The organism is Lactobacillus sp. WILCCON 0059 (genome assembly GCF_057197985.1).
The window spans coordinates 278,360-301,097 of sequence record NZ_JBUBHN010000001.1; the positions used below are offsets into that span (position 1 = coordinate 278,360).

A 22,738-nucleotide genomic window follows, 5' to 3' on the forward strand; every position below is an offset into this window, starting at 1 on the left:
AACATTAAACTTTTGGTTAGACATGTGAGTCAATCATCAGTATAGATAAGTAAGGAGAAAACACTATGAAAGTTTCCAAGTTTTTAGGAGCTGGAGCAGCGGTAACATTATCTGCTTTAATGCTAGCTGCTTGCGGCTCAAGTTCCTCGTCTTCCAAGTCGACCAGAAAGACCTTGAACTGGACGGTCGCGTCAGAAATTCCGACCATGGACTTGTCCAAGGCCACTGACTCTACTTCCTTCAACCAACTCTCCAACACCATGGAAGGTCTCTACCGCTTAGGCAAGAACTCAAAGCTCGAAAAAGGGCTGGCAACCAGCGAGAAGGTTTCTAAAGACGGCTTGACCTACACTTATACCCTGCGCAAGTCCAAGTGGAGCGACGGGACAGAAGTTACGGCTAAGGACTTCGTTTACTCTTGGAGAAGAACGGTCAACCCAAAGACGGCTTCCCAGTATTCTTACCTTTTCTCCGGGATTAAAAATGCCGACGCCATCGTGGCCGGCAAGAAGTCTGTCAACAGTTTGGGGATCAAGGCTGTCGGCAAGTACAAGCTGGTTGTTACTTTGGAGCGGCGGATTCCTTACTTTGACAAGCTGATGGGCTTCGCGGTCTTCTTCCCGCAGTCTGAAAAGGCGGTCAAGAAGTATGGCTCTAAGTACGGGACGGCTTCCAAGTACATGGTCTACAACGGTCCGTTCGTGCAAAAAGGCTGGACCGGGTCCAACCTCTCCTGGAAGATGGTTAAGAACAAGTACTACTGGGACAAGAAGAATGTCAAGCTGAACACGATCACTTGGAGCGTGCAGAAGACGCCATCAACTTCCTACAACCTTTACCAAAGCGGCAAGCTTGACTACACCAGCCTGGACTCATCACAAACCAAGCAGCTGAAGACGACTAAGGGTTACACCACCTTGAACCAGGGGGCAACCTTCTACATGCAGTTCAACATTGCCAAGAACAAGTACCTGGCCAACTCCAACATCCGCAAGGCCCTGTCCCTGGCTGTCAACCGGAAGGGCCTGGTTTCATCCCTTGGCGGCAACAACGTGGCGGCCAACACTTTGACCCCAACTGGCTTAACCGAAGTCAATGGCAAGGACTATACCAAGCTACTTTCATCATCAGCTGAAAGCCTCTACCCGTCCTCAACCAAGAAGAGCGAGGCGGTCAAATACATGAACAAGGGCTTGAAGCAATTGGGCGTAAGCAAGTTCAGCTTCAAGATCCTGGCTGACGACACTGACTCCGGCAAGAAGACGGCAGAATTGCTGCAGTCCAACATCGAAGCCACCTTCGGCAGCAAGGTCAGCGTCACTGTTCAGAACCTGCCATTCAAGACCCGGCTTTCCCGGTCAACTTCCGGCAACTTTGACGTTGTCATCTCCGGCTGGAGTGCCGACTTTGCCGACCCGATCTCCTTCCTGGACCTGTTTACTTCCACCAACTCTGAAAACAACGGGAAGTGGAAGAACTCGACTTACGACAAGCTGATTGCCGACTCCAAGACCACGTCTTCAACCAGCAAGCGCTGGAGCGACTTGAGCAAGGCTGAAAACATCCTGCTTAATGATGCCGGTGTGGCTCCGCTCTACTACAGCACGACCGCTTCCTTGATCCGGCCGAGCGTCAAGGGCGTCATCCAGAACCGGGGGACTTGGGACTTCAAGAACGCCTACATCAGCAGCAAGTAATTCCGAGCAAATCACAACAATAACAACAAAATTAAAAGAATTTGACAAGAAGCGACCAGGTGGTCGCTTCTTTTTTATCTTTTTCTTGACATTTTTCGCTTATTTTTCGGCAAAAATTTATTTTTCTTTAAGTTAGCCCTTGAAAAGAGTCTAACTTAGAATTATAATCAATTTATCATGTTGACTGAGAGACGGCTTAAAGCTGTGTTGGCCATCTTTTCAGCGCAAACAAATATGTGTTATAAGGAGAAAAAAGATGAAGTTATCTAAGACTTTGAGCGTTGGTGCAACTGTGCTGGCATCAGCTGCTCTCTTGGCTGCCTGCGGCGGCAACAGCAGTAAGGAATCCTCTTCTTCAAAGAAGACTTTGAACTGGACGGTTGCTTCTGAAATCCCAACCATGGACATGTCCAAAGCCACTGACGCTACTTCCTTCAACCAGTTGTCAAACACTATGGAAGGTCTGTACCGTTTGGGCAAGAACTCCAAGTTGGAAAAGGCTTTGGCAACCAGCGAAAAGGTTTCTAAGGACGGGAAGACCTACACTTACACTCTGCGCAAGTCCAAGTGGAGCGACGGCAGCGACGTTACTGCCCAAGACTTCGTCTACTCATGGCGCAGAACTATTGACCCAAAGACTGCTTCACAATATTCCTACCTCTTCAGTGGGATCAAGAACGCTGACGCGATCGTAGCCGGCAAGAAGAAGGCCAACACTTTGGGCGTTAAGGCTGTTGGCAAGTACAAGCTGGTTGTTACTTTGGAACGCCGGATCGCTTACTTTGACAAGCTGATGGGCTTTGCCGTCTTCTTCCCGCAGTCAGAAAAGGCCGTAACCAAGTACGGTTCTAAGTACGGTACTGCTTCTAAGTACATGCTGTACAACGGTCCGTTCAAGCAAACCGGCTGGACTGGCTCAAACCTGTCCTGGAAGATGGTCAAGAACCCATACTACTGGGACAAGAAGAACGTCAAGCTTGACACTATCACTTGGAGCGTACAAAAGACTCCATCAACTTCTTACAACCTTTACCAATCAAACAAGCTGGACTACACTGGCTTGGACGCTTCACAAACCAAGCAATTGAAGAACCAGAAGGGCTACGTAACCTTGAACCAAGGTGCAACCTTCTACATGCAGTTCAACCAAGCCAAGAACAAGTACCTGGCCAACACCAACGTCCGTAAGGCCCTGTCACTGGCTATTGACCGTAAGGGCTTGACTTCATCACTTGGTGGTAACAGTGTTCCAGCCAACACTTTGACTCCAACTCAATTGACTGAAGTTAACGGTGAAGACTACACCAAGCGGATCTCCAAGTCTGCTGAAAGCTACTACCCAGCTTCAACCAACAAGAAGGAAGCCGTGAAGTACATGAACAAGGGCTTGAAGGAACTGGGCGTAAGCAAGTTCAGCTTCAAGATCTTGTCCGACGACACTGACTCAGGCAAGAAGACTACTGAATTCCTGCAATCAGTCTTTGAATCAACCTTCGGCAGCAAGGTCAGCGTTTCAGTTCAAAACCTGCCATTCAAGACCCGTCTGTCACGGTCAACTGCAGGTAACTTCGATGTCGTAATCTCCGGCTGGAGTGCCGACTTCGCTGACCCGATCTCCTTCTTGGACCTGTTCACTTCAACTAACCCAGAAAACAACGGTAAGTGGAAGAACTCAAGCTACGACAAGCTGATCGCTGACTCCAAGACTACTGCTTCAACCAGCAAGCGTTGGGACGACCTGACTAAGGCAGAAGACATCCTGCTGAACAATGTCGGTGTTGCTCCACTTTACTACAACACTAATGCTGCTTTGATCCGTCCAACTGTTAAGGACGTCTACCAAAACCGCGGTACTTGGAACTTCAAGGACACTTACATCAAGTAATCAAGCAAAAAGAAGAGGCTCTGCCTCTTCTTTTTTGTCTGCTTATTTTGATATATGTTTAATTGACTTGTATTTGCTTTGGTATATTTAGATTGATGAAATAATATGACATTTTTTCTTAAAAACGCTTGAAGCTGATCAAGCAGAGAATTATAATGAAAATATCATTAAAGACTGCTGTGGAGTCTTAACTAGCGAGGCGCTGGAACAGTCAGTAAAAGCAAGGAGAAAAAGATGAAATTATCTAAGAGTTTAAGCCTGGGAGCCACGGTTCTGGCTTCAGCAGCATTGCTTGCTGCTTGTGGCAGCAATAGCAGTTCTTCATCATCCAGCAGCAAGAAGACCTTGACCTGGATGGATTCAGCCGAAATTCCAACGATGGACCTTTCAAAGGCCACCGACGCGGCTTCCTTCAACCAGATTTCCAACACTATGGAAGGTCTCTACCGTTTAGGCAAGAACTCCAAGCTGGAAAAGGGCTTGGCAACCAGCGAAAAGGTTTCTAAGGACGGGAAGACTTACACTTATACCTTGCGCAAGTCTAAGTGGAGCGACGGCAGTGAATTGACCGCCAAGGACTTTGTTTACTCCTGGCGCCGGACCGTTAACCCAAAGACCGCTTCCCAATATTCCTACCTCTTCTCCGGGATCAAGAATGCTGATGCCATCGTAGCCGGCAAGAAGCCAGTCAGCTCCTTGGGGATCAAGGCAGTTGGCAAGTACAAGCTGGTCGTGACTTTGGAACGGCGGATCTCATACTTTGACAAGCTGATGGGCTTTGCCGTCTTCTTCCCGCAGTCAGAAAAGGCCGTAACCAAGTACGGTTCTAAGTACGGCACGGCTTCTAAGTACATGCTCTACAACGGTCCGTTCAAGCACGTTGGCTGGACCGGGTCCAACCTGTCTTGGAAGATGGTTAAGAACCCATACTACTGGGACAAGAAGAGCGTCAAGCTCGACACCATCAAGTGGACTGTTCAAAAGACTCCATCAACCGCCTACAACCTTTACCAGTCAAACAAGCTGGACGCTACGGCCCTGGACTCTTCACAAACCAAGCAATTGAAGAACCAAAAGGGCTACACCGAACTTAACCAAGGTGCTACCTTCTACCTGCAATTCAACATTGCCAAGAACAAGTACCTGGCCAACGCCAACGTCCGCAAGGCCTTGTCACTGGCGGTCAACCGGAAGGGCTTGACCACCACTTTGGGCGGCAACAACCAACCGGCCAACACTTTGACTCCAACCCAATTGACTAGCGTCAACGGGGAAGATTACACCAAGCTGATCCCAAGCTCAGCTGAAACTCTGTACCCAGCTAACCCGAACAAGAAGGAAGCTGTGAAGTACATGAACAAGGGCTTGAAGGAACTTGGCGTAAGCAAGTTCAGCTTCAAGATCCTGTCTGACGACACTGACGCCGGCAACAAGACCACTGAAGCCCTGCAGTCCAACTTTGAATCAACCTTCGGCGACAAGGTCAGCGTCAGCGTGCAAAACCTGCCGTTCAAGACCCGTCTGTCCCGGTCAACTGCTGGCAACTTCGACATCGTTGTCTCCGGCTGGAGCGCCGACTTCGCCGACCCAATCTCCTTCCTGGACCTGTTCACTTCAACCAACTCTGAAAACAACGGTAAGTGGAAGAACGCAACTTACGACAAGCTGGTTGCCGACTCCAAGACCACTGCTTCCGCAAGCAAGCGCTGGAGCGATCTGAGCAAGGCTGAAACCATCCTGCTGAAGGATGCCGGGATCTCACCATTGTACTACGACACTAATGTCTGGATGATCCGTCCAAGCGTCAAGAACGTCATCCAAAACCGTGGTACTTGGAACTTCAAGGACGCCTACATCAAGTAAAAACAAGCAAGTTAAAGCTTAGAAGAGAACGCCGGAAGGCGTTTTCTTTTTTGTCTGCTTTTATTTTTAAAAAAAGGGTTGAAAATTAAAAAATCCCCGTTATAATTAGACTTAAGTTATAGCTTTTAATTCTAGTCTAATTTATGTTTGTTTTTTAATTAAACGAGGTGCAATTATGAGAAAAGAGAAGTTATTCGCTACCGGCTCAGTTTTGCTCGCCTCAGCTGCGCTTCTGGCAGCCTGTGGCAGCTCATCAAGCAAGTCAAGCTCATCATCCAAGGCGCAAAAGCTGTCCTGGACTGAAGCTGCCGAACTGACGACCATGGACCCGTCCAAGGCCACCGACCGTTACGACGCTGACCAATTCAACAACGTCATGGAAGGCTTGATCAGGCTTAGCAACAATGCCAAGGCCACTCCAGGCATCGCCAAGAGCTGGAAGGAAAGCTCTGACGGCAAGACCTGGACCTTCAACCTCCGCAAGGGCGCTAAATGGGCCAACGGGGATGAAGTTACCGCCCAGGACTTCGTCTACTCCTGGAGAAGAACGGTCAATCCAAAGACTGCTTCTGAATACGCCTACCTTTTCTCAGGCATCAAGAACGCTGACGCGATCGTTGCCGGCAAGAAGGCAGTCAACACTTTGGGTATCAAGGCTGACGGCAAGTACAAGCTGACGGTGACCCTGGACCGGAGAATCCCATACTTCAAGCTGCTGATGGGCTTCTACATCTTCTTCCCACAAAACCAAAAGTTCGTGGAAAAGTGCGGGGACAAGTACGGTACGGCTGCCAAGTACGTTCTGTCCAACGGTCCATTCAAGATGACCGGGTGGACTGGGACCAACCTCTCCTGGAAGCTGGTTAAGAACAACAGCTACTGGGACAAGAAGAACGTCAAGCTGGACCAGATCAGCATGAGCGTCCAAAAGACCCAGTCAACCAGCTACAACCTCTACCAAAGCGGCAAGCTGGACGAAACCAACTTGAACGCCCAGCAAAGCAAGCAGCTTAAGGGTTCAACCGGCTGGACTGTAAGAAAGTTTGCTTCAACCAAGTACCTGCAATACAATATCGCCAAGGACAAGAACTTAGCTAACGCCAACCTGCGTAAGGCCATCTCCCTGGCTATCAACAAGAAGGAACTGGCAACGACTGTTGGTGCCGCCAACAACCCGGCTGTTTCCTTCACGGCTGCCGGCATTACTGACTCAAGCACTGGCAAGGACTTCTCAAGCGAAGTGCAAACCGCTGCTACTAAGGCAGTTCAAGGCTACGACAAGGCCAAGGCCAAGGAATACTACAAGAAGGCTCTGAAGGAACTGGGCAAGAAGCAGATCACGATCAACCTGCTTGGGGATGACACTGATGACGCCAAGAAGGTTACCGAATTCATCCAAAGTGCCCTGGAATCAACCCTGGGCATGAAGGTCGAAGTTTCCAACGTGCCATTCAAGACCCGTCTGTCCCGGGTATCAAGTCTGAAGTTCGACGTTGTGGCTACTGGCTGGACGGCTGACTTCTCAGACCCGATCTCCTTCCTGGACCTCTTGACCAAGGGCAACGCCTACAACTACGGCAAGTGGGAATCAACTGCCTACAACAAGAACGTTTCCCTGTCCAAGACGACCGGGTCAACCGCAGCCCGCTGGAAGGCAATGGTGGCTGCTGAACGGGCCCTGCTGGAAGACCAAGGGGTTACTCCACTGTACTACACTAACGAAGCTACCCTGGTTAAGACTAGCGTCAAGGGCGTTGTCTTCAACGGTGCCGGTGCTCCTTACAACTTTAAGGAAGCCTACATCAAGTAGTTTAAGTAGTCTGGAAATTACAAAAATAAGTTGACAGATTTTTACGAAAACGGAGCTCCGGCTCCGTTTTCTTTTTTCCCTATATGTTATTTTGGCTATTTCCTGTTTTTTATATTTTTTGATTTGTCACAGGCTGGGAAATATTTTATAATGAGAGAATGATTAGATGCTGATGAATTGCTAAAAGATGTGTTTTACAACAAGTTTTTGACTAAGAGAGAGGATAAGACAGTGAGTAATTTTAAAAAGCTTCTGACGGCAACTGTTGCCGTATCCGGCGCTTTCTTGCTGGCGGCCTGCAGCAAGACCGCGACCAAGTCAGCCAAGCCCGTGTCCAGCAGCGGCTATGAAAAGTCAATCAACTGGATGACGACTTCTGAACTGCAGAGCCTGGACCCGGCCAAAGCCGACGACACGGCCAGTGAGGAACAGATCGCCAACACTTATGAAGGCCTCTACCGGCTGGGCAAGGACTCCAAGACTATTCCAGGCGTGGCCACCAAGAGCACGACCTCTAAAGACGGTCTGACCTGGACCTTTTACTTGAGAAAGAATGCCAAGTGGTCAAACGGGGACCCGGTAACGGCAGAAGACTTTGTTTACGCCTGGCGCCGGCAGGTTGACCCCAAGACCGCTTCCGGCCAGGTCAATAACTATGAGGGTATCAAGAACGCCATCAAGATCTCTGAAGGCAAGAAGAAGCCGTCTAGCCTGGGCGTCAAGGCCGAAGGCAAGTACAAGCTGGTCGTGACTTTTGAAAAGAAGATTCCTTATTTTAAGGTCGTTACGGCTATCAGCTTGAAGCCCCTGGACTCCAAGGCTGTCAAGAAGTACGGCAAGCGCTACGGGACCAAATCCGCCTACGCCGTCTATAACGGGCCTTTCAAGTCCGTGGGCTGGACTGGGTCCAACCTGACCTGGAAGCTGGCTAAGAACCCGTATTACTGGGATAAAAAGGCTGTTAAGCTGGAGACCATCAACTACAGCGTCCAGAAGACCCCATCAACTGACTACAACCTCTACCAGACCGGGAAGCTGGACGCGGCCATCCTGGACACCCAGGCGGCAAAAAGCATGAAAGGCAAGAAGGGCTACCGGGTTCTGACTTTGGGTAACACCACTTACCTCTGCTACAACTACAAGAAGAAAAAGATCTTCCGCAACGCCAACCTGCGCCGGGCCATCTCCATGGCCATCAACCGCAAGCAGCTCCTGTCCACGATCGGTACCTACAACACCCAGGCCAAGACCTTCTCAGCCACCAATGTGGTCTTAGACGGGAAGAATTTTGCCCAGGAAGCTGAAAGTGCCAACTCCAGCGTGAACAAGTACGTGGAATACGACCTCAAGTCCGCCCGCAGCTACTTCAAGAAGGCCTTGAAGGAATTAGGCGTCAAGAAGGTTTCCTTCACTTTGATGGCGGATGACGACGACAGCTACAAGAAGCAGACTGAGTTCATCCAGAGCGCCTTGACTGAGGCTTTTGGCGGCAAGATGACCGTTTCCGTCAACAACCTGCCAAAGACGACCCGGGTTTCCCGGCAAATTGCCAATAATTTTGACGTCGTTTTAGGCGGTTTGACCAGCGACTTCCCAGACCCATACCACTTCCTGGCTTACATGCAGTCAGGGCAGACTTACAACTTCGGCAAGTGGAAGAACAAGGAATACGACAAGGCCGTCCAAGCGTCTTTGACCATGGACAAGACCAAGCGCCGCAAGGCCTTGCTCAAGGCTGAAAAGATCCTGATCGACCAGGAAGCCATCAGCCCGCTTTACCACATGGGCCAGGCTTGGATGATCAGACCAACTATCAAGAACCTGGTCTTCAATGGCGAATACCCTGACTTTAAGACGACTTACGCGGTGAAAAATTAAAATTTAACCGTGGTATAATTGAAAGTTGAGATGTTAGCAATAACGCTCAACTTTTTCTTTATTTCGGGATTTATGTCCGGGAATAGAAAATTTTTGACTAAAAGGAGGGGAGCAGGCGAGGGGCTTCTGGAACAAAAAGTTAAGAAAATTAGCTTTTTGCAGAAAAAAGACTAACATTATTATCTTAGCCGAACACTTATTTTAAAAAGCACAGTCTAAGTTCCAGATAGACTCAAAAAAGAAAAAAGCAAAGTTTAAGTTAGTTGCCAAATGACGGAAAAAACGGACAAAAAGCCCGTAGTGCTTGACTTTTAGGGCTACAGTTTTATATCATCGTATGGTAATTTCTTTATTTTTTGGTATAATAAGAAAAACATTAAAAATGTAATGCTGATTAAAGCGAAAAAGTGTAAGGAGCAATACTATGGCTAAATACTTACTAAAACGTATTTTCTACATGATCCTCACTTTGTTCCTCGTTGCGACGATTACCTTCTTCTTAATGAAGATGATGCCAGGTTCTCCGTACGCCAACGAAGCAAAGATGACGGCTACCCAAAAGGCGATTATGAACAAGCAATACGGCTTGGACAAACCTGTTATCCAACAATACATTACCTACTTGGCAGGCGCCGCCCATGGTGACTTTGGGATTTCCTTCCAATACAGCAACCAGCCTGTTTCTACTCTGATCGGGGCACGTTTGGGCGCTTCAGCTCAACTGGGTCTGCAGGCTCTGGTTGTCGGGGTTATCCTGGGGATCATCATCGGCTCAATCGCTGCCATGAACCAAGGGACTTGGATCGACTCAACCGCGACGATCGTTTCCATCATCGGTAAGTCTGTTCCTAACTTCGTTCTGGCGGTATTGCTTCAATACTACATCGGTTTGAAGCTCGGCTGGTTCCCAATCGCCGGCTGGGGTGAAGTATCACAGACGGTCATGCCGACAATTGCCCTCTCGGTAGGGCCGCTGGCCGAAACAGCCAGATTTATCAGAACGGAAATGGTCGATACCTTGAGTTCTGACTACGTTGAACTGGGCAAGGCCAAGGGCCTCAGCCGGATCGAAGTCATCAGAAAGCACACCCTGCGTAACTCAATGATTCCATTGGTTACCTTGATCGGGCCATACGCAGTTGCTTTGATGACTGGTTCAATGGTTATCGAAAACATCTTCAACATTCCTGGGATCGGGGAACAGTTCACCAAGTCAATCTTGACTAACGACTACCCAACCATCATGGGCGTAAGTATGGTTTACTGCTTCGGCCTGGTGGTAATCCTGCTGATTACTGACATCGTCTACAGTCTGATCGACCCACGGATCAGATTGACTGATTAATGGAAAGCGAGGTTAAAATCAATGGATCAAGATGCAAGTAACGTAAAGATCACACCTGAATCCTTTGAACACGTGGAAAAGGGTGACACGCAAAGCGCGGAACACATTTCAGGTCCCTCACTTTCTTTCATGCAGAACGTGTGGATCAGATTCAAGAGCAACAAGGCAGCCGTGATTTCAGCCGTAATCATCATCGTGATGGTGGTTATCGCTTTTGGCTCCAGCTTCTGGATCAACAACTCCAGCTTGGTTAAGTCAGCTCCGCAATATGCCAACCTGCCTGCCAAGTGGAAGGGCTTTGACTGGCTCAACGGCTTGAACGGTAAGATCAAGCAAAACGGCGTTTGGACTGACGCTTACGCATCAGTGCCAGCTGGCAAGTACTTCGTTGCCGGGACCGACTACCTGGGCCGGTCACTGGCACAAAGAATCATCTATGGTACCAAGATTTCCTTGATTGTTGCTATTGTCGCTGCCTTCTTTGACCTGGCTATCGGTGTTACCTACGGGATCATCTCCGGCTGGAAGGGCGGCATGACTGACAACATCATGCAGCGGATCATCGAAATCATTTCTTCAATTCCAACTCTGGTTATCGTTGTTTTGATGCTGGTTGTTTTGAAGCCTGGTATCACTTCCATCATCCTGGCCCTGGCTATTTCATCCTGGACCACGATGGCCCGGCAGATCCGTGCCGAGACACTGTCTTTGAAGAATGAAGAATACGTTCTGGCGGCCCGGTCCTTGGGTGAATCAACCTTTAAGATCGCTACCAAGCACCTGATTCCAAACCTGTCCAGTATCATCATCATTCAAACCATGTACACCATCCCGAGTGCCATCTTCTTCGAAGCCTTCCTGAGTTTCATCGGTATCGGTATTTCTGCTCCTGAAACTTCTCTGGGTGTGCTTTTGAACGAAGGGCAGAAGAACTTCCAGTTCCTGCCATACCAAATGTGGTACCCAGCTGCAGTCCTCTGCGTTTTGATGATTGCCTTCAACCTGCTCGGCGACGGTCTGCGTGATGCCTTCGACCCTAAGGGCCAAAGATAAGGGAGACGAACATATGGCAAATAGAATTTTAGACGTTAAAAACTTAAAGATCGACTTCCACACTTACGCTGGTGAAGTTAAGGCCATTCGTGACGTTTCATTCCACCTTGATGAAGGTGAAACTTTAGCGATCGTTGGCGAATCCGGTTCAGGCAAGTCTGTTACCACCCGGAGCATCATCGGGCTTTTGGCCAAGAACTCCCAGATCATGGGCGGGCAAATCCTCTTCCACGGCAAGGACCTGCTGAAGATTTCCGAAAAGGAATGGCAGCAAATCCGTGGTAACCAGATCGCCATGATCTTCCAGGACCCAATGACTTCTTTGGACCCGACCATGAAGATTGGCCAGCAGATCGCTGAACCATTGATCAAGCACAAAGGTGCTTCCAAGAAGGAAGCCTGGGCCAAGGCCTTGGAAATGATGAAGGCCGTTGGTATTCCGAACGCTGAAGAAAGAATCAACCAATACCCGCACCAATTCTCTGGTGGTATGCGGCAAAGAATCGTTATCGCCATTGCCTTGATCTGTGAACCGGAAATCCTTTTGGCCGACGAACCAACCACTGCCTTGGACGTTACTGTTCAAGCGGAAATCCTGGACTTGATGAAGGACTTGCAAAAGAGAGTCAAGACTTCTATCATCTTCATCACCCACGACTTGGGTGTCGTTGCCGGGATGGCTGACCGCGTTAACGTTATGTACGCTGGGGAATTTTTGGAAAAGGGGACGGTTGACGAAATCTTCTACAACCCGCAACACCCTTACACTTGGGGCTTGATCAACTCCATGCCGACCCTGACCAGTGAAAAGCTGGAATCAATCCCAGGGACCCCGCCAGACTTGCTTGATCCGCCAAAGGGCGACCCATTTGCCCCGAGAAACAAGTACGCGATGAAGATCGACGCGCAAATGAAGCCGCCGTTCTTCAAGGTTTCAGAAACCCACCAAGCTGCTACCTGGCTCCTGCACCCAGACGCGCCAAAGGTTACTCCGCCTGATGAAATCGTGCGTCGCTGGGCCCACTACAAGGAACTGCAAGCAGCTGACAAGGATTAAAGGAGAAGCAGAATATGCCAGAAGAAAGAAAAAAGATTTTAGAGGTCAAGCACTTGAAGCAATACTTCAAGAACGGGCGCACCGTCACTAAGGGTGTCGACGACGTCAGCTTCGACATCTATGAAGGTGAAGTCTTCGGCCTGGTTGGTGAATCAGGTTCTGGTAAGACCACCACTGGCCGGTCAATTTTGCAGCTGTACAAGCCAACGGCCGGTGAAGTCCTCTTTGAAGGCAAGGATGTGACCAAGCTGCATGGCCGCGAGGAACAATTGGCTTTCCGCCGCGACGCGCAGATGATCTTCCAGGACCCATACGCTTCCCTTAACCCAAGAATGACGGTTGAAGACATTATCGCGGAAGGGCTGGACATCCACCACTTGGTCAAGGACAAGGCAGAACGGCGCAAGCGAGTTGAAGACCTGCTGGAAACGGTTGGTTTGAACCGTAACCACGCTTCCCGTTTCCCACACGAATTCTCCGGTGGTCAGCGGCAAAGAATCGGTATCGCCCGGGCCTTGGCCGTTGAACCGAAGTTCATCGTGGCCGACGAACCAATTTCAGCCTTGGACGTGTCCATTCAAGCTCAGGTTGTCAACTTGATGATCGACTTGAAGAAGCAGCGCGATTTGACCTACCTCTTCATCGCCCACGACTTGTCCATGGTTAAGTTCATTTCCGACCGGATCGGGGTTATGCACTACGGTAAGCTTTTGGAAGTCGGCAGTGCTGATGAAGTTTACGACCACCCGCTGCACGACTACACCAAGAGTTTGATCTCAGCCGTGCCGCAGCCGGACCCAGAAATCGAACGGTCACGCAAGCGGATCGACTACGAATACGGCAAGTTCGAAGGCGACGGCAAGGACGACCAACGGTCCATGCATGAAATCCGTCCAGGCCACTTTGTTAAGTGTACTGACGATGAAGTTGCCTACTACGAAAAGGTTGCCCAAAGCTACGAAAAGTAGTTTGATAAAGCAGATAAAGAAAGAGAGCTCTAGCGAGCTCTCTTTTTGTCTTTCGTCTATTTTTTGTCCATTTTTGTCTGTTTAACTGATAAGGATATCCTTGCTATGATATAATTATGACAAGATAACAGTGCTGCCTAAAGGGCAGCTTTCGAATTCGGGGGTATTTATGATGGAAGATGCAAATGTAACAATTGACCGCCCGGCCTTGAAGGCCGCGGCCAAGAGCAAGCTAAAGGGCAAGTGGGGCTGGGCAGTTGGTCTGACTTTCATGACCGCTGTCTTCTCCGGGATTTTTAACGGGGTACCAGCTGGCTTCACGGCCGTGCAGGGGAGTAACATCAGTGCCGTCTCAGTGAGCACGAGCGTAGTCGGCTCTCTTTTAAGCGCCTTGATCATTGCGGGGGTAACTTATACCTACCTGCACCTGGTCGACAAGGAAGAGAAGACTAATATCTTTACCGGGATTTTTTCCGGTTTTACCAACAGCCGCTTTTTGCCGACCTTTTTAACCACCTTCTTGACCATGTTCTTTACGGCCATGTGGACTCTGTTGCTGGTAATTCCCGGGATTATCAAGGGCCTCAGCTACTCCATGGCGCCATACATCTTGAAGGATATGCTGGGTGCCGGCAAGGAGCCAGAGCCAACTGAGGCGATCACCAAGAGCCGGAAACTGATGGACGGGCACAAGTGGGAACTGTTTGTTTTCGACTTGAGTTTTATTGGCTGGGACATTCTAGCCGTCCTGTCCTTGGGGATCGGCTTCCTCTGGCTGGTGCCTTACTACAATGCGGCTCACGCTGAGTTCTACCGGGCTTTGGCTGGTGACCAGTTCAAGAGCAAGGATTAAGTTCAAAGCAAAAACCGCTCAAGTTCTGTTAGAGAACTGAGCGGTTTTTTCGCGCTTAAAAAGCTAGTATTAAGCCAATGAGTCCCAAGGAGCAAGCTCAACAGGAGTTGAAGAGAGCAGTTCCTGCTGGTCCTTGGTCAAGTACTTCTTGTGGACAACAACTTCGTAGACGTATTCCTTGAACCAGTTGTGGCTCATGACGAAGAAGCCCTTTTCCCCGGACTTGTCGCCCCAGGAGTTTTCCACCTTCCATTGACGGATGTCGCCATTGTCTTCATCAACCCCGACTAAAGTCATGGCATGGGAAACTTCACCAACGCCGGTAGCCAGGCGGTCAGCCTTGGACAAGCTGAGGTCAACGTCAAAGAGGTCATCCAACTTGTAGAGGTCAGTGTCCAGGTAGCCGGTCTTGCGGTCCATTTGGCGCAGGACGTCGTTGCCGAACCAGACAGCTTCCCCGTCCTTTAATTGGGCAACAGCGGCTTGTTCCAGGTATTCCATCGGTACGTTCAAGAAGAGGATCGGGCTGCCGCCTTCAACATTATCTTCAGCGCCCAGGTGGTAGAGCTTGCCGTATTCGTGGTCTGGGGCGTTGGTCAAGACGACGTAGTCGTCCAGGTCGACGTCAAAGTACTTGTTGAAGAAGGAAACTGGAGTCAAGTTCTTTTCCAGGTGGTAGTTCTTGTCGTCGTCTCTGTATTCCAGGTCAAAAGTCTTTGGCGGTTCACCAACGGCGATAGCGACCATCCGGTAGATTTCGTTTAAGAAGGTCTTGCGGGCCTTTTCCAGCCCTTCCTGGTCACCTGCTTGAGCCAGGCGGCGCAAGGCCAGGGCATCTTTTCTTTCCTTGTCAGCCAAGGCGCTGGCCAAGCCGGCCGTAGCGGAAGTGTTGAAGCTCTCAGGCATAGCGTAGCTTGGTACGACACCATACTTCTTGACCAAAGAGATGGCCATGTGCCATTGGCCGCCGTCGTGGCCAGCGAAGTCGAAGTAGCTGCGGACTTCCCGGTCGTCTAATGGCTTACCAGCGGTTTCGATCACTTTTTCATAGAAGAGGTTGGCTCTTTCCAGCTTGTCCCAGAAGAAGTTGTAGCTTTGGGACAGGGTGAAGTTCTTGGCCTTGTGCTTGGCGCCGAAGTTGTGGCGCAAGATGTTCATGGTTGAAAAAAGCCAGCAGCGGCCGGACTGCTTTTGGTTGGTAACGTTGTCCGTCGGCAACTCAGTTGAAAAGACCCGGGTCAGGCGGCCAGCCACGCGTTCGTTGTAGGAAGCTTCCAGAACCCCGCTTCTGGCGGCGGCACGGGCGATGACTTGGTTCTTCGGGTCAGCATTGAAATTGGCACTGAATTCCGCCAATTCCTGCAGAGTTAATTCATGACTCATGTTTGTTTCTCCTTTTATTTTAATATTAATAAGTCAATGTTAACATACCTGCTTAAATCAAGGAATCCCAAGGATTCAGTTCTTTATAAGTGCTAATCAGTACGACTACCGTTATACTGTGGGTAGAGGTGATAGTATGGTTGTTAAAGCAAATAATGAACATAAGCCAATCAAGAAAGAGATTAAGTACGATATCTGGTCAGATTCTAGCTACAATAATCTGGACTATGATCAGTTGATTGCGGAAGAATATCACGATTTAGGCTATAACCCTCGTGAATTAAAGCCTGTTGGAAGGGAATTACCGAAGGATGATTGACGTTCATCAAGGAGATATAATCATCATCGATGCTGAACCACATGCAGGACATGAAATGGGCGGGCATGATCCACAAAAAGGTAACATTAGGCGGCGCTTTCTGATAGTCAGTCGTGATGTCTATAATGCAAGATCAGGTTTAGTAATTGGTTTGGCACTCACGCATGTACATCGGGAGGATCCCTTTAGGTTTCCAGTAGTTGACTTTGCAAGTAGAACCAATGGTGATGCTTTATTGTTGCAGCTATTATCGTATGACTTCTTAGCTAGAAAAGGCAAAGTTATAGGTCATATCCATGATATGGCTCAATTTGATAATATTCTCACGCAAGTTCAAAATATATTTAAGAAAGAATAATTGAAATCGACCAGTAAAAAAGTTGTTAGAACTAATTTGCAGTTCTAACAACTTTTTGCTTATTTAAATCAAAGAATCCCAAGGATCAAGTTCGATCGGCTGACTCTTGAGCAGGTCCAGAATTTCAGCTGGCACGTGCTTCTTTTGCACGGCAACCTCGTAGGTGTATTCTCTGAACCAGTCAGCGCTCATGGTGAAGTAACCCTTTTCCCCGGACTTGTCGCCCCAGGAGTTTTCTACCTTCCACTTGCGGATGTGGCCGCCATCAATGTCGGCACCGACAATAGCCATGTCGTGAGAAGATTCGCCGATCCCGGTCCGCAGGCGGTCAGCCTTGGACAAGTGGGTGTCAATGCCAAGCAAAGCGTCATATTGGTAAAGCTTTAGGTCCATCATCCCGGTCTTCCGGTCCATTTGCCGGAGGACGTCATTGCCAAACCAGACTGCTTCGCCGCCCTTTAACTGCTCAACCGTGGCCTGTTCCAGGTATTCCATCGGCACATTGATGAAGAGGTTTGGGTAGCCGCCTTGGATGTTGTCTTCAAAGCCCAGGTGGAGGACCCGGTTTAGCGGGTGGTCAGGGGCGTTGGCCAAGACAACGTAGTCATCTAAGTCGGTGTCACAGTATTTTTGGTAAAAGGCAAGGGGAGTGAGGTCCTTGTCTAGGTGGTAATTTTGGTCATCGTCCCGAAATTCCAGGTCAAAGGTCTTAGGAGGCTCTCCCAAGGCCGTAGCCATGATTTGGTAGATATCGCCAAGGAAACGCACCCGGGCAGCTTCTAGGGCCTCTTGATCGTCTTTTTGGGCTAATTCGCGCAAGGCTAGGGCATCTTTACGTTCCTTGTCAGCTAGGATTTGGTCTAAGACGGCGGAGTGTTCGCTATTGAAGCTTTCCGGCATGGCGTAAGTTGGGACGACGCCGTACTTTTTAATTAGGGAGGCGGCCATGTGCCACTGGCCACCGTCGGTTTGGCACCAGTCAAAGTAGCCGCGCACTGTCTGGTCGTCTAAGGGGCGGTCAGCGGTCTTGATGATTCGGTCGTAGAAGTAGTTGGCCCGTTCAATCTTATCCCAGAAGAAGTTGTAGCTTTGGGAAAAAGTGAAGTTCTTGTCCTTGTTCTTCTTGCCAAAGTTGTGGCGGACAACATTTAAGGTTGAAAAGAGCCAGCAGCGGCCGGACTGCTTTTGGTTGGTGACATTGTCAGTGTCCAGCTCTAAAGAAAAGGTGTGGTTGTGCTCAGCGGCAGAGTTGTAGGCCGCTTCTTGGAGGCCCGACCGGCTAACAGCCCGGCTGATGACTTGTTTTTTGGGGTCGGCGTTAAATTGCCGGCTAAATTGGTCCAGCAATTCGGAATTTAATTCGTGCTTAGTCATATATTTTCCTTTCTATTTCTTAGTCAATCTTCTTCAATCTTACGGGAAATATTGCGTATTTTCAATGATTGCTAAATAGTAAAAAAGCACTTCAAGACTTGGAGTGCGTTCATTTCTATGAATTTTTAATTAGGTTGTAGTAGTAACCGTGTTGGTCAAGTAAGTCGTTAGGCTTACCTTGCTCTACGATTTCGCCCTGGTGTAGTACTATGATTCGATCTGATTGTTGTGCGGTAGAAAGATGGTGTGCAATAAAGATAATTGTTTTATCTGGAATTTGGAGTAGATTTCTAACAATTTTAGATTCAGTAATGGTATCAAGGCCACTCGTGATTTCATCAAAAATTAAAACAGTAGCTGATGATAAAAGCGCACGCGCAATTGCAATGCGTTGCTTCTGCCCACCGGATAGCATTTTTCCTTGTTCGTCAAGTTGAGTATCAAACTTAAGAGGCAGGTTATCAATATCTTGAAAGATTTCAGCAACTTTACAAGCATCTATTAATTGTTGCTCTGAGATTGAATTAGGTGAACCGAGTAGAAGGTTGTCTCTAATTGTTCCCGAAAAAATGTTAGAGTTTTGAGGAGTATAGTTAATATAATTGCGGAGTAAGTGATGTTCAATTTTCCTGATAGGGTAATGATTAAATGTCAATTTGCCCTTGCTTGGATAATCAAAGCCAACGAGCAGCTTAGCCAATGTAGATTTACCTGAGCCACTCATTCCAACAATTGTAATTTTTTCGCCCTTTTCAATTTGGAAGTTGATATTTCTCAAGGTATCCTTATTAAAATTGTAGTGATAGAAAACGTCTTGGAGCTGAATAGTTCCATCAATTTGATCGCGGGCAGTAATTGTTGTTGGAGTAAAATTTTCTGGTTTTACAGCATAAACTTCATTTAACCTCTTTTGGGCTACTTGAGCTGATTGGATTGTAGGCTGAAGACCTATAATGTTTTTGATAGACTCGAAAAAATAAATTAGTAGAGAGTTGAAAGCTATTAGCTGACCGATTGACATTGAATGACCGATGATGTCTCTTGAGCCAAACCATAAAATTAGCAGAGTTAAAGAAGTTTCGATAAAAGTTTTTATGGTATTTTGATAAGCAGCCATTTTTCCATATTCAAAATTCTTTTGAAGATAATGAAGGTATTTATCGCTGAGATTTTTCAAATATTGTTGCTCTCCATTAAAGGCTTTGATTGTCTCCATCCCCTCGATACTTTCAATAATTGCAGATGAAACTTCCGAATTGCTCTCCATTTGTTCATTATTGAGTCGATCAAATCTTTTACTAAAGCAGATAATGGCTATCAAAAATAGTGGGATTGAAAGAATAGCCAAAATGAAAAGATGTCTATTCTGAAAGAATAGGATAAAGCTGACAGTAATGATGATGGTTAAGTCGAGAAGGAAGGAGACGGTCAAATTAGCTAAAGCTTCAACGATATGTCCAGTGTCAGAAAAACGTGAAGTGATTTCACCGGTCTTTCGAGTAGTAAAAAAGTTTATTGGTAATTGGAAAAGGTGCTCTAGGTATTTGAAATTTAGCTTGTTAGATAATTTTTGCTCTAGCCGAATTAATAGAAGATTTTGCTCAAAAGAAAAAATAGAACTGGCTATATAAGCTGTTAACAAACTACAAGAAAAGATAGTAATTAAATTGGAATTTCCTCTTGGAATAAGAGTATCAATCAGTTCTTGTAAAAAAAGAGAGTTGATAATATCAATTATGGTCACCAGTAGAGATACGGTGATCAACTTAAAAATTAAACTACTTTCTTTTTTATATAATGATGGAAGAAGAGACCAAATGGTAGTGCTTTTTTCGTGCACTTCTTTAAAAGTAGATTGCGGTTTAAAAAGAAGGGCAACTCCAGTCCATTCCTGACTAAATTTTGTTTTAGTAATTTCAATAATTCCGATATTTGGGTCTGGATCAGCAATTAATAATTTTGAGCCCAAATCTTTTAAAACAGTATAGTAATGAAGGAGCTCGTTATCTTTAATTACGTGCACAATTAGTGGATATGTGGTATTTCTAGAATGGAATAATGATAAATCTGCTTTAACAGCAGTAACATCTAAATATAGCTGTTCTGCTGCTTTTACCAAACCAAGTGCAGTGGTACCTTCAATATTTGTTTTGGCTAGATGTCGTAAATGGGCTAAAGTTACATCTGAATGGTAGCTTTTTAAAACCATTGCTAAACAAGCTATTCCACAATCAGTTTCTTCCAATTGAGATATATACGATTTATGATACTTAATAGAATTAAATAGGCTGATCATTTTGAAAAATATTTTCTAAGCATATGACTGTTTTTTCGTGAATAGTATTGAATATCACCGTTAGGGAAGGTGATTTTGTGCGACTGATAATCAATTTCAGCTTTTTTAGGATTAATTAAGCATGATTGACTGATTTGCAAGAGATAAGGTGCCGTTTCCGCAATTTTGCTGATACTACCGATAAACTGACTAATTCCGTTGGTATGAACAAGTTCTAATTTATGGGAGTTGCCAGTAGTTGAAATATAGTAAATATTATCTGCAGCAATTTTCTTTACTTCATATCCAGCTTTATAAGTAAAGAAGTTTGCAGATTCTGAGCTTGAGTTTTCAAAATAATTAATGGCTGATTTTAAGGTGTCTGAAATACGCGTAGTTAACTCTGCTACATTAGAGCTTTTTACTATATAATCGATAGGCCCCAATCGTCTTTGATAAGTGATGATAGAAAGGTCGGCATGACTTGTAACGAAAATAATCTGAGCTTTTGGATCGTTTTGCTTAATGTATTCTGCTAAGTCAAATCCGTTATCTTTACCAATATTTTTACCAAGCTCAACATCTAGGAAATAGATTCCACCGGTAGGTATTGTCTTCTGTAAAATATTGATAGCACTTTTGTATGTTGTCGCTTGCCCAAATACGTTAAAAGTTACCGAATCGTTATCAGATAATCGAAAAGCAGCGATTAATAGCATGTGCTTAAGCTGACCAATTGTATCTTGATTGTCATCACAAATAAATACTTGATACTTCATAGCTAGTCTATTACCTCATCTATTGGCAGGATGGTTAGATTGAAAATAAACCAAGTATCCTTGATATGATAGTCAATTATGACATTGTCGTATTTTTGAGAAAATTGCTTAACGTTTGCTAATCCGAGGCCAGGATGTTGCTTTTTAGTCGTGTATCCTTTTTCAGTTAACTGACTCAAAGTAATATCAGAATTAGGAATTCGATTTCTGATCATAAACTCAAAGTCGTCATGATCTTGATAATACATGGCTTCAATTCGTAAGTCTTGTTTCTGAAGGAAATTGGAGTTAAAATAACCCGTTTCTGCCTCAATTGCGTTGTCAAAAGTAATACCAATCACTCTCACCAAATCAAGTAAATCGATATTTTGGGGAATTTCATAAATTTCGGATTCACATCCAAAGCTATATAAAATTCCTAAACTGTACATTTGTGTCAGTTTGCTAAATACTATACTTTTAAGTTCTTTTATATGAATATGATTTAAGTCTTTGTACTTTCGTAATGCTTCTTCGTTAAAATGACTATTTGTATATTCACTTAATTTGTCAATAACGCCTTTGACATTGCCTTCTTGAGCGTCAATTTTTAAGCTATTAAGAATGTTTTGATAATCATGCTTAAACCTGCGAAGATCATCCTCGTTTTGATCTAGATAAGATGAGTATTCTTCTAGTTCCTGCTTTTCCTGGAGCAGTTCTTTTTGTTGAGTATGGGAAAGCAACTTCTTTTGTATTTCGACTAAAGAAATATACATGATCAAAATAAAAATCGATTGCAAAAACAATAAAGCTAAAGATACAATGATGACCTCGGTTGGTTTGGTATCGCTTAAAACATACGCGTTAAGAACCATCGAACTAATATATATATACGCCAAAACACCAATAAAAACTTTTTTATTGGTGCTAGTTAGGTTAGTAATGATTTTGGGAATAATTTTAAGGAGTAGTAGGTAACTAATAATAATAATCGCAATATTAGTAAAAAAATCTAAATTACTAGAGTCCAAAATGGGAAAGAGAAAAAGAATTAAGTTAGAAAGGATGATAGTAATGGAGTCAAAAATTCCTAGGAAAAGCGCAGCACCTAGAATTAGAAATTTATCTTTTGTGTTTCTTAAACCAAGTAGTGTGAAGAAAAGAATTTCTACAATTGTAATCGAAATATTGACGACTACATTAGACGGGATTAATACGGAGGCTATAAAGCAAAAAATATAAAAAGCAGTGACAAGAATTTTCTGGGATGACGTAAACTTGACCATAGATATTTTGGTAAAAATAGATAAATCTACAATCAAACTTAGTATAATATTGGCAAGTATGCTAAATAATTCAAATGTATTGTTCATTGATATTTACTCATTGCTTTCTAAAAGCTTTAACTAAACTCTTGTATAATTGGTGGCTTTTCTTATCAGTATTAAAGCCCCGTATGTTAATAAAGTTGGTAGTAATATAAGCAGAAAGCTGAGATTGTGTAGTACCGCCCTTAATTTTTTGAAGCTCTGTTTTATCTAATTTTTTCATAAAAAGATTCCTCACTCTAATAAAAAATAGCGTTACCTAGGTAGTTACCTAAATAATACTATTAATGATCAATTTATAGCATTGAAATTACAGAAACAATAATTAAAATAGCGCCAACTAGTGACAAGATGCCTGCTCCAATATATCCACTCCATAGAGCAAATCCCCACCATTGATCATTAGAATAATTGCTACTATTTGTTTTTAACTCAAGATACTTCTTAGTTTGTTTAAAAGCAAAAGCACCACCTACAATAAGTAGCAAGCCAACTACTAACAGAATTACATATTCCATAACCGTGTTCTCC

The 22,738-nt window shown here is 45.8% G+C and carries 19 protein-coding genes; 12 read left to right on the forward strand and 7 right to left on the reverse strand.

Annotated features, from left to right (window positions below; all coding sequences use genetic code 11):
- The first annotated feature begins 65 nt into the window (after positions 1–65).
- From ACYVUT_RS01340 to ACYVUT_RS01385, 10 genes are all read left to right on the forward strand, one after another.
- Positions 66–1,697, forward strand: a complete 1,632-nt coding sequence (locus ACYVUT_RS01340; protein ID WP_484501384.1) for a peptide ABC transporter substrate-binding protein — start codon at positions 66–68, stop codon at positions 1,695–1,697.
- A gap of 256 nt (positions 1,698–1,953) precedes the next feature.
- Positions 1,954–3,582: a peptide ABC transporter substrate-binding protein gene (locus ACYVUT_RS01345; protein ID WP_484499286.1), complete on the forward strand. Its 1,629-nt coding sequence runs from the start codon at positions 1,954–1,956 to the stop codon at positions 3,580–3,582.
- Between the two features lie 234 nt (positions 3,583–3,816).
- Positions 3,817–5,445, forward strand: a complete 1,629-nt coding sequence (locus ACYVUT_RS01350) for a peptide ABC transporter substrate-binding protein (RefSeq protein WP_484499285.1) — start codon at positions 3,817–3,819, stop codon at positions 5,443–5,445.
- A gap of 175 nt (positions 5,446–5,620) precedes the next feature.
- Positions 5,621–7,255, forward strand: coding sequence for a peptide ABC transporter substrate-binding protein (locus ACYVUT_RS01355; RefSeq protein ID WP_484499738.1), 1,635 nt, complete (start codon positions 5,621–5,623; stop codon positions 7,253–7,255).
- A gap of 231 nt (positions 7,256–7,486) precedes the next feature.
- Positions 7,487–9,133, forward strand: coding sequence for a peptide ABC transporter substrate-binding protein (locus tag ACYVUT_RS01360; RefSeq protein ID WP_484499739.1), 1,647 nt, complete (start codon positions 7,487–7,489; stop codon positions 9,131–9,133).
- A gap of 424 nt (positions 9,134–9,557) precedes the next feature.
- Positions 9,558–10,478, forward strand: coding sequence for an oligopeptide ABC transporter permease (opp3b, locus tag ACYVUT_RS01365; protein WP_484499740.1), 921 nt, complete (start codon positions 9,558–9,560; stop codon positions 10,476–10,478).
- A 21-nt stretch (positions 10,479–10,499) separates the two neighbouring features.
- Positions 10,500–11,531, forward strand: a complete 1,032-nt coding sequence (locus ACYVUT_RS01370) for an ABC transporter permease (protein WP_439775260.1) — start codon at positions 10,500–10,502, stop codon at positions 11,529–11,531.
- Between the two features lie 13 nt (positions 11,532–11,544).
- Positions 11,545–12,588, forward strand: coding sequence for an ABC transporter ATP-binding protein (locus ACYVUT_RS01375; RefSeq protein ID WP_484499741.1), 1,044 nt, complete (start codon positions 11,545–11,547; stop codon positions 12,586–12,588).
- 14 nt (positions 12,589–12,602) lie between these two features.
- Entirely contained in the window at positions 12,603–13,556 is a 954-nt protein-coding gene (locus ACYVUT_RS01380; RefSeq protein ID WP_439775261.1) for an ABC transporter ATP-binding protein, read from the forward strand.
- Positions 13,557–13,725: 169 nt separating this feature from the next.
- The gene (locus ACYVUT_RS01385) at positions 13,726–14,409 is read left to right on the forward strand and encodes a DUF975 family protein (RefSeq protein ID WP_484499742.1); all 684 of its coding nucleotides are present in this window, start codon (positions 13,726–13,728) and stop codon (positions 14,407–14,409) included.
- 69 nt (positions 14,410–14,478) lie between these two features.
- On the opposite strand, the gene ACYVUT_RS01390 is transcribed toward ACYVUT_RS01385, so the two are convergent.
- The gene (locus tag ACYVUT_RS01390) at positions 14,479–15,792 is read right to left on the reverse strand and encodes a C1 family peptidase (RefSeq protein ID WP_484499743.1); all 1,314 of its coding nucleotides are present in this window, start codon (positions 15,790–15,792) and stop codon (positions 14,479–14,481) included.
- A 136-nt stretch (positions 15,793–15,928) separates the two neighbouring features.
- Between ACYVUT_RS01390 and ACYVUT_RS01395 the strand changes: the two genes are divergently transcribed.
- Both ACYVUT_RS01395 and ACYVUT_RS01400 read left to right on the forward strand, forming a co-directional pair.
- Positions 15,929–16,111 (forward strand): hypothetical protein, encoded by a 183-nt coding sequence (locus tag ACYVUT_RS01395; protein ID WP_484501385.1) that lies wholly within the window; start codon positions 15,929–15,931, stop codon positions 16,109–16,111.
- Entirely contained in the window at positions 16,104–16,469 is a 366-nt protein-coding gene (locus tag ACYVUT_RS01400) for a type II toxin-antitoxin system PemK/MazF family toxin (protein ID WP_439775267.1), read from the forward strand. Before ACYVUT_RS01395 ends, ACYVUT_RS01400 begins: the two co-directional genes overlap by 8 nt.
- Positions 16,470–16,532: 63 nt before the next feature.
- On the opposite strand, the gene ACYVUT_RS01405 is transcribed toward ACYVUT_RS01400, so the two are convergent.
- The 6 genes from ACYVUT_RS01405 to ACYVUT_RS01430 all read right to left on the reverse strand — a co-directional run bounded on the left by ACYVUT_RS01405 (position 16,533) and on the right by ACYVUT_RS01430 (position 22,725).
- Positions 16,533–17,843 carry a C1 family peptidase gene (locus tag ACYVUT_RS01405; RefSeq protein WP_484499746.1) on the reverse strand — a complete coding sequence of 437 codons (1,311 nt, stop codon included), beginning with the start codon at positions 17,841–17,843 and terminating at the stop codon, positions 16,533–16,535.
- A gap of 115 nt (positions 17,844–17,958) precedes the next feature.
- The gene (locus ACYVUT_RS01410; protein WP_484501386.1) at positions 17,959–20,139 is read right to left on the reverse strand and encodes a peptide cleavage/export ABC transporter; all 2,181 of its coding nucleotides are present in this window, start codon (positions 20,137–20,139) and stop codon (positions 17,959–17,961) included.
- Positions 20,136–20,897 (reverse strand): LytR/AlgR family response regulator transcription factor, encoded by a 762-nt coding sequence (locus ACYVUT_RS01415; protein WP_439775269.1) that lies wholly within the window; start codon positions 20,895–20,897, stop codon positions 20,136–20,138. The genes ACYVUT_RS01410 and ACYVUT_RS01415 overlap by 4 nt, the downstream gene beginning before the upstream one ends.
- A gap of 2 nt (positions 20,898–20,899) precedes the next feature.
- The gene (locus ACYVUT_RS01420; RefSeq protein WP_484499749.1) at positions 20,900–22,252 is read right to left on the reverse strand and encodes a GHKL domain-containing protein; all 1,353 of its coding nucleotides are present in this window, start codon (positions 22,250–22,252) and stop codon (positions 20,900–20,902) included.
- Positions 22,253–22,262: 10 nt separating this feature from the next.
- Complete coding sequence (locus ACYVUT_RS01425) at positions 22,263–22,430, reverse strand: bacteriocin (protein ID WP_484499750.1); 168 nt, start codon at positions 22,428–22,430, stop codon at positions 22,263–22,265.
- Positions 22,431–22,503: 73 nt separating this feature from the next.
- A complete protein-coding gene (locus ACYVUT_RS01430) occupies positions 22,504–22,725 on the reverse strand; it encodes a hypothetical protein (protein WP_439775271.1) in 222 nt (73 codons plus the stop codon).
- Positions 22,726–22,738 lie beyond the last annotated feature (13 nt).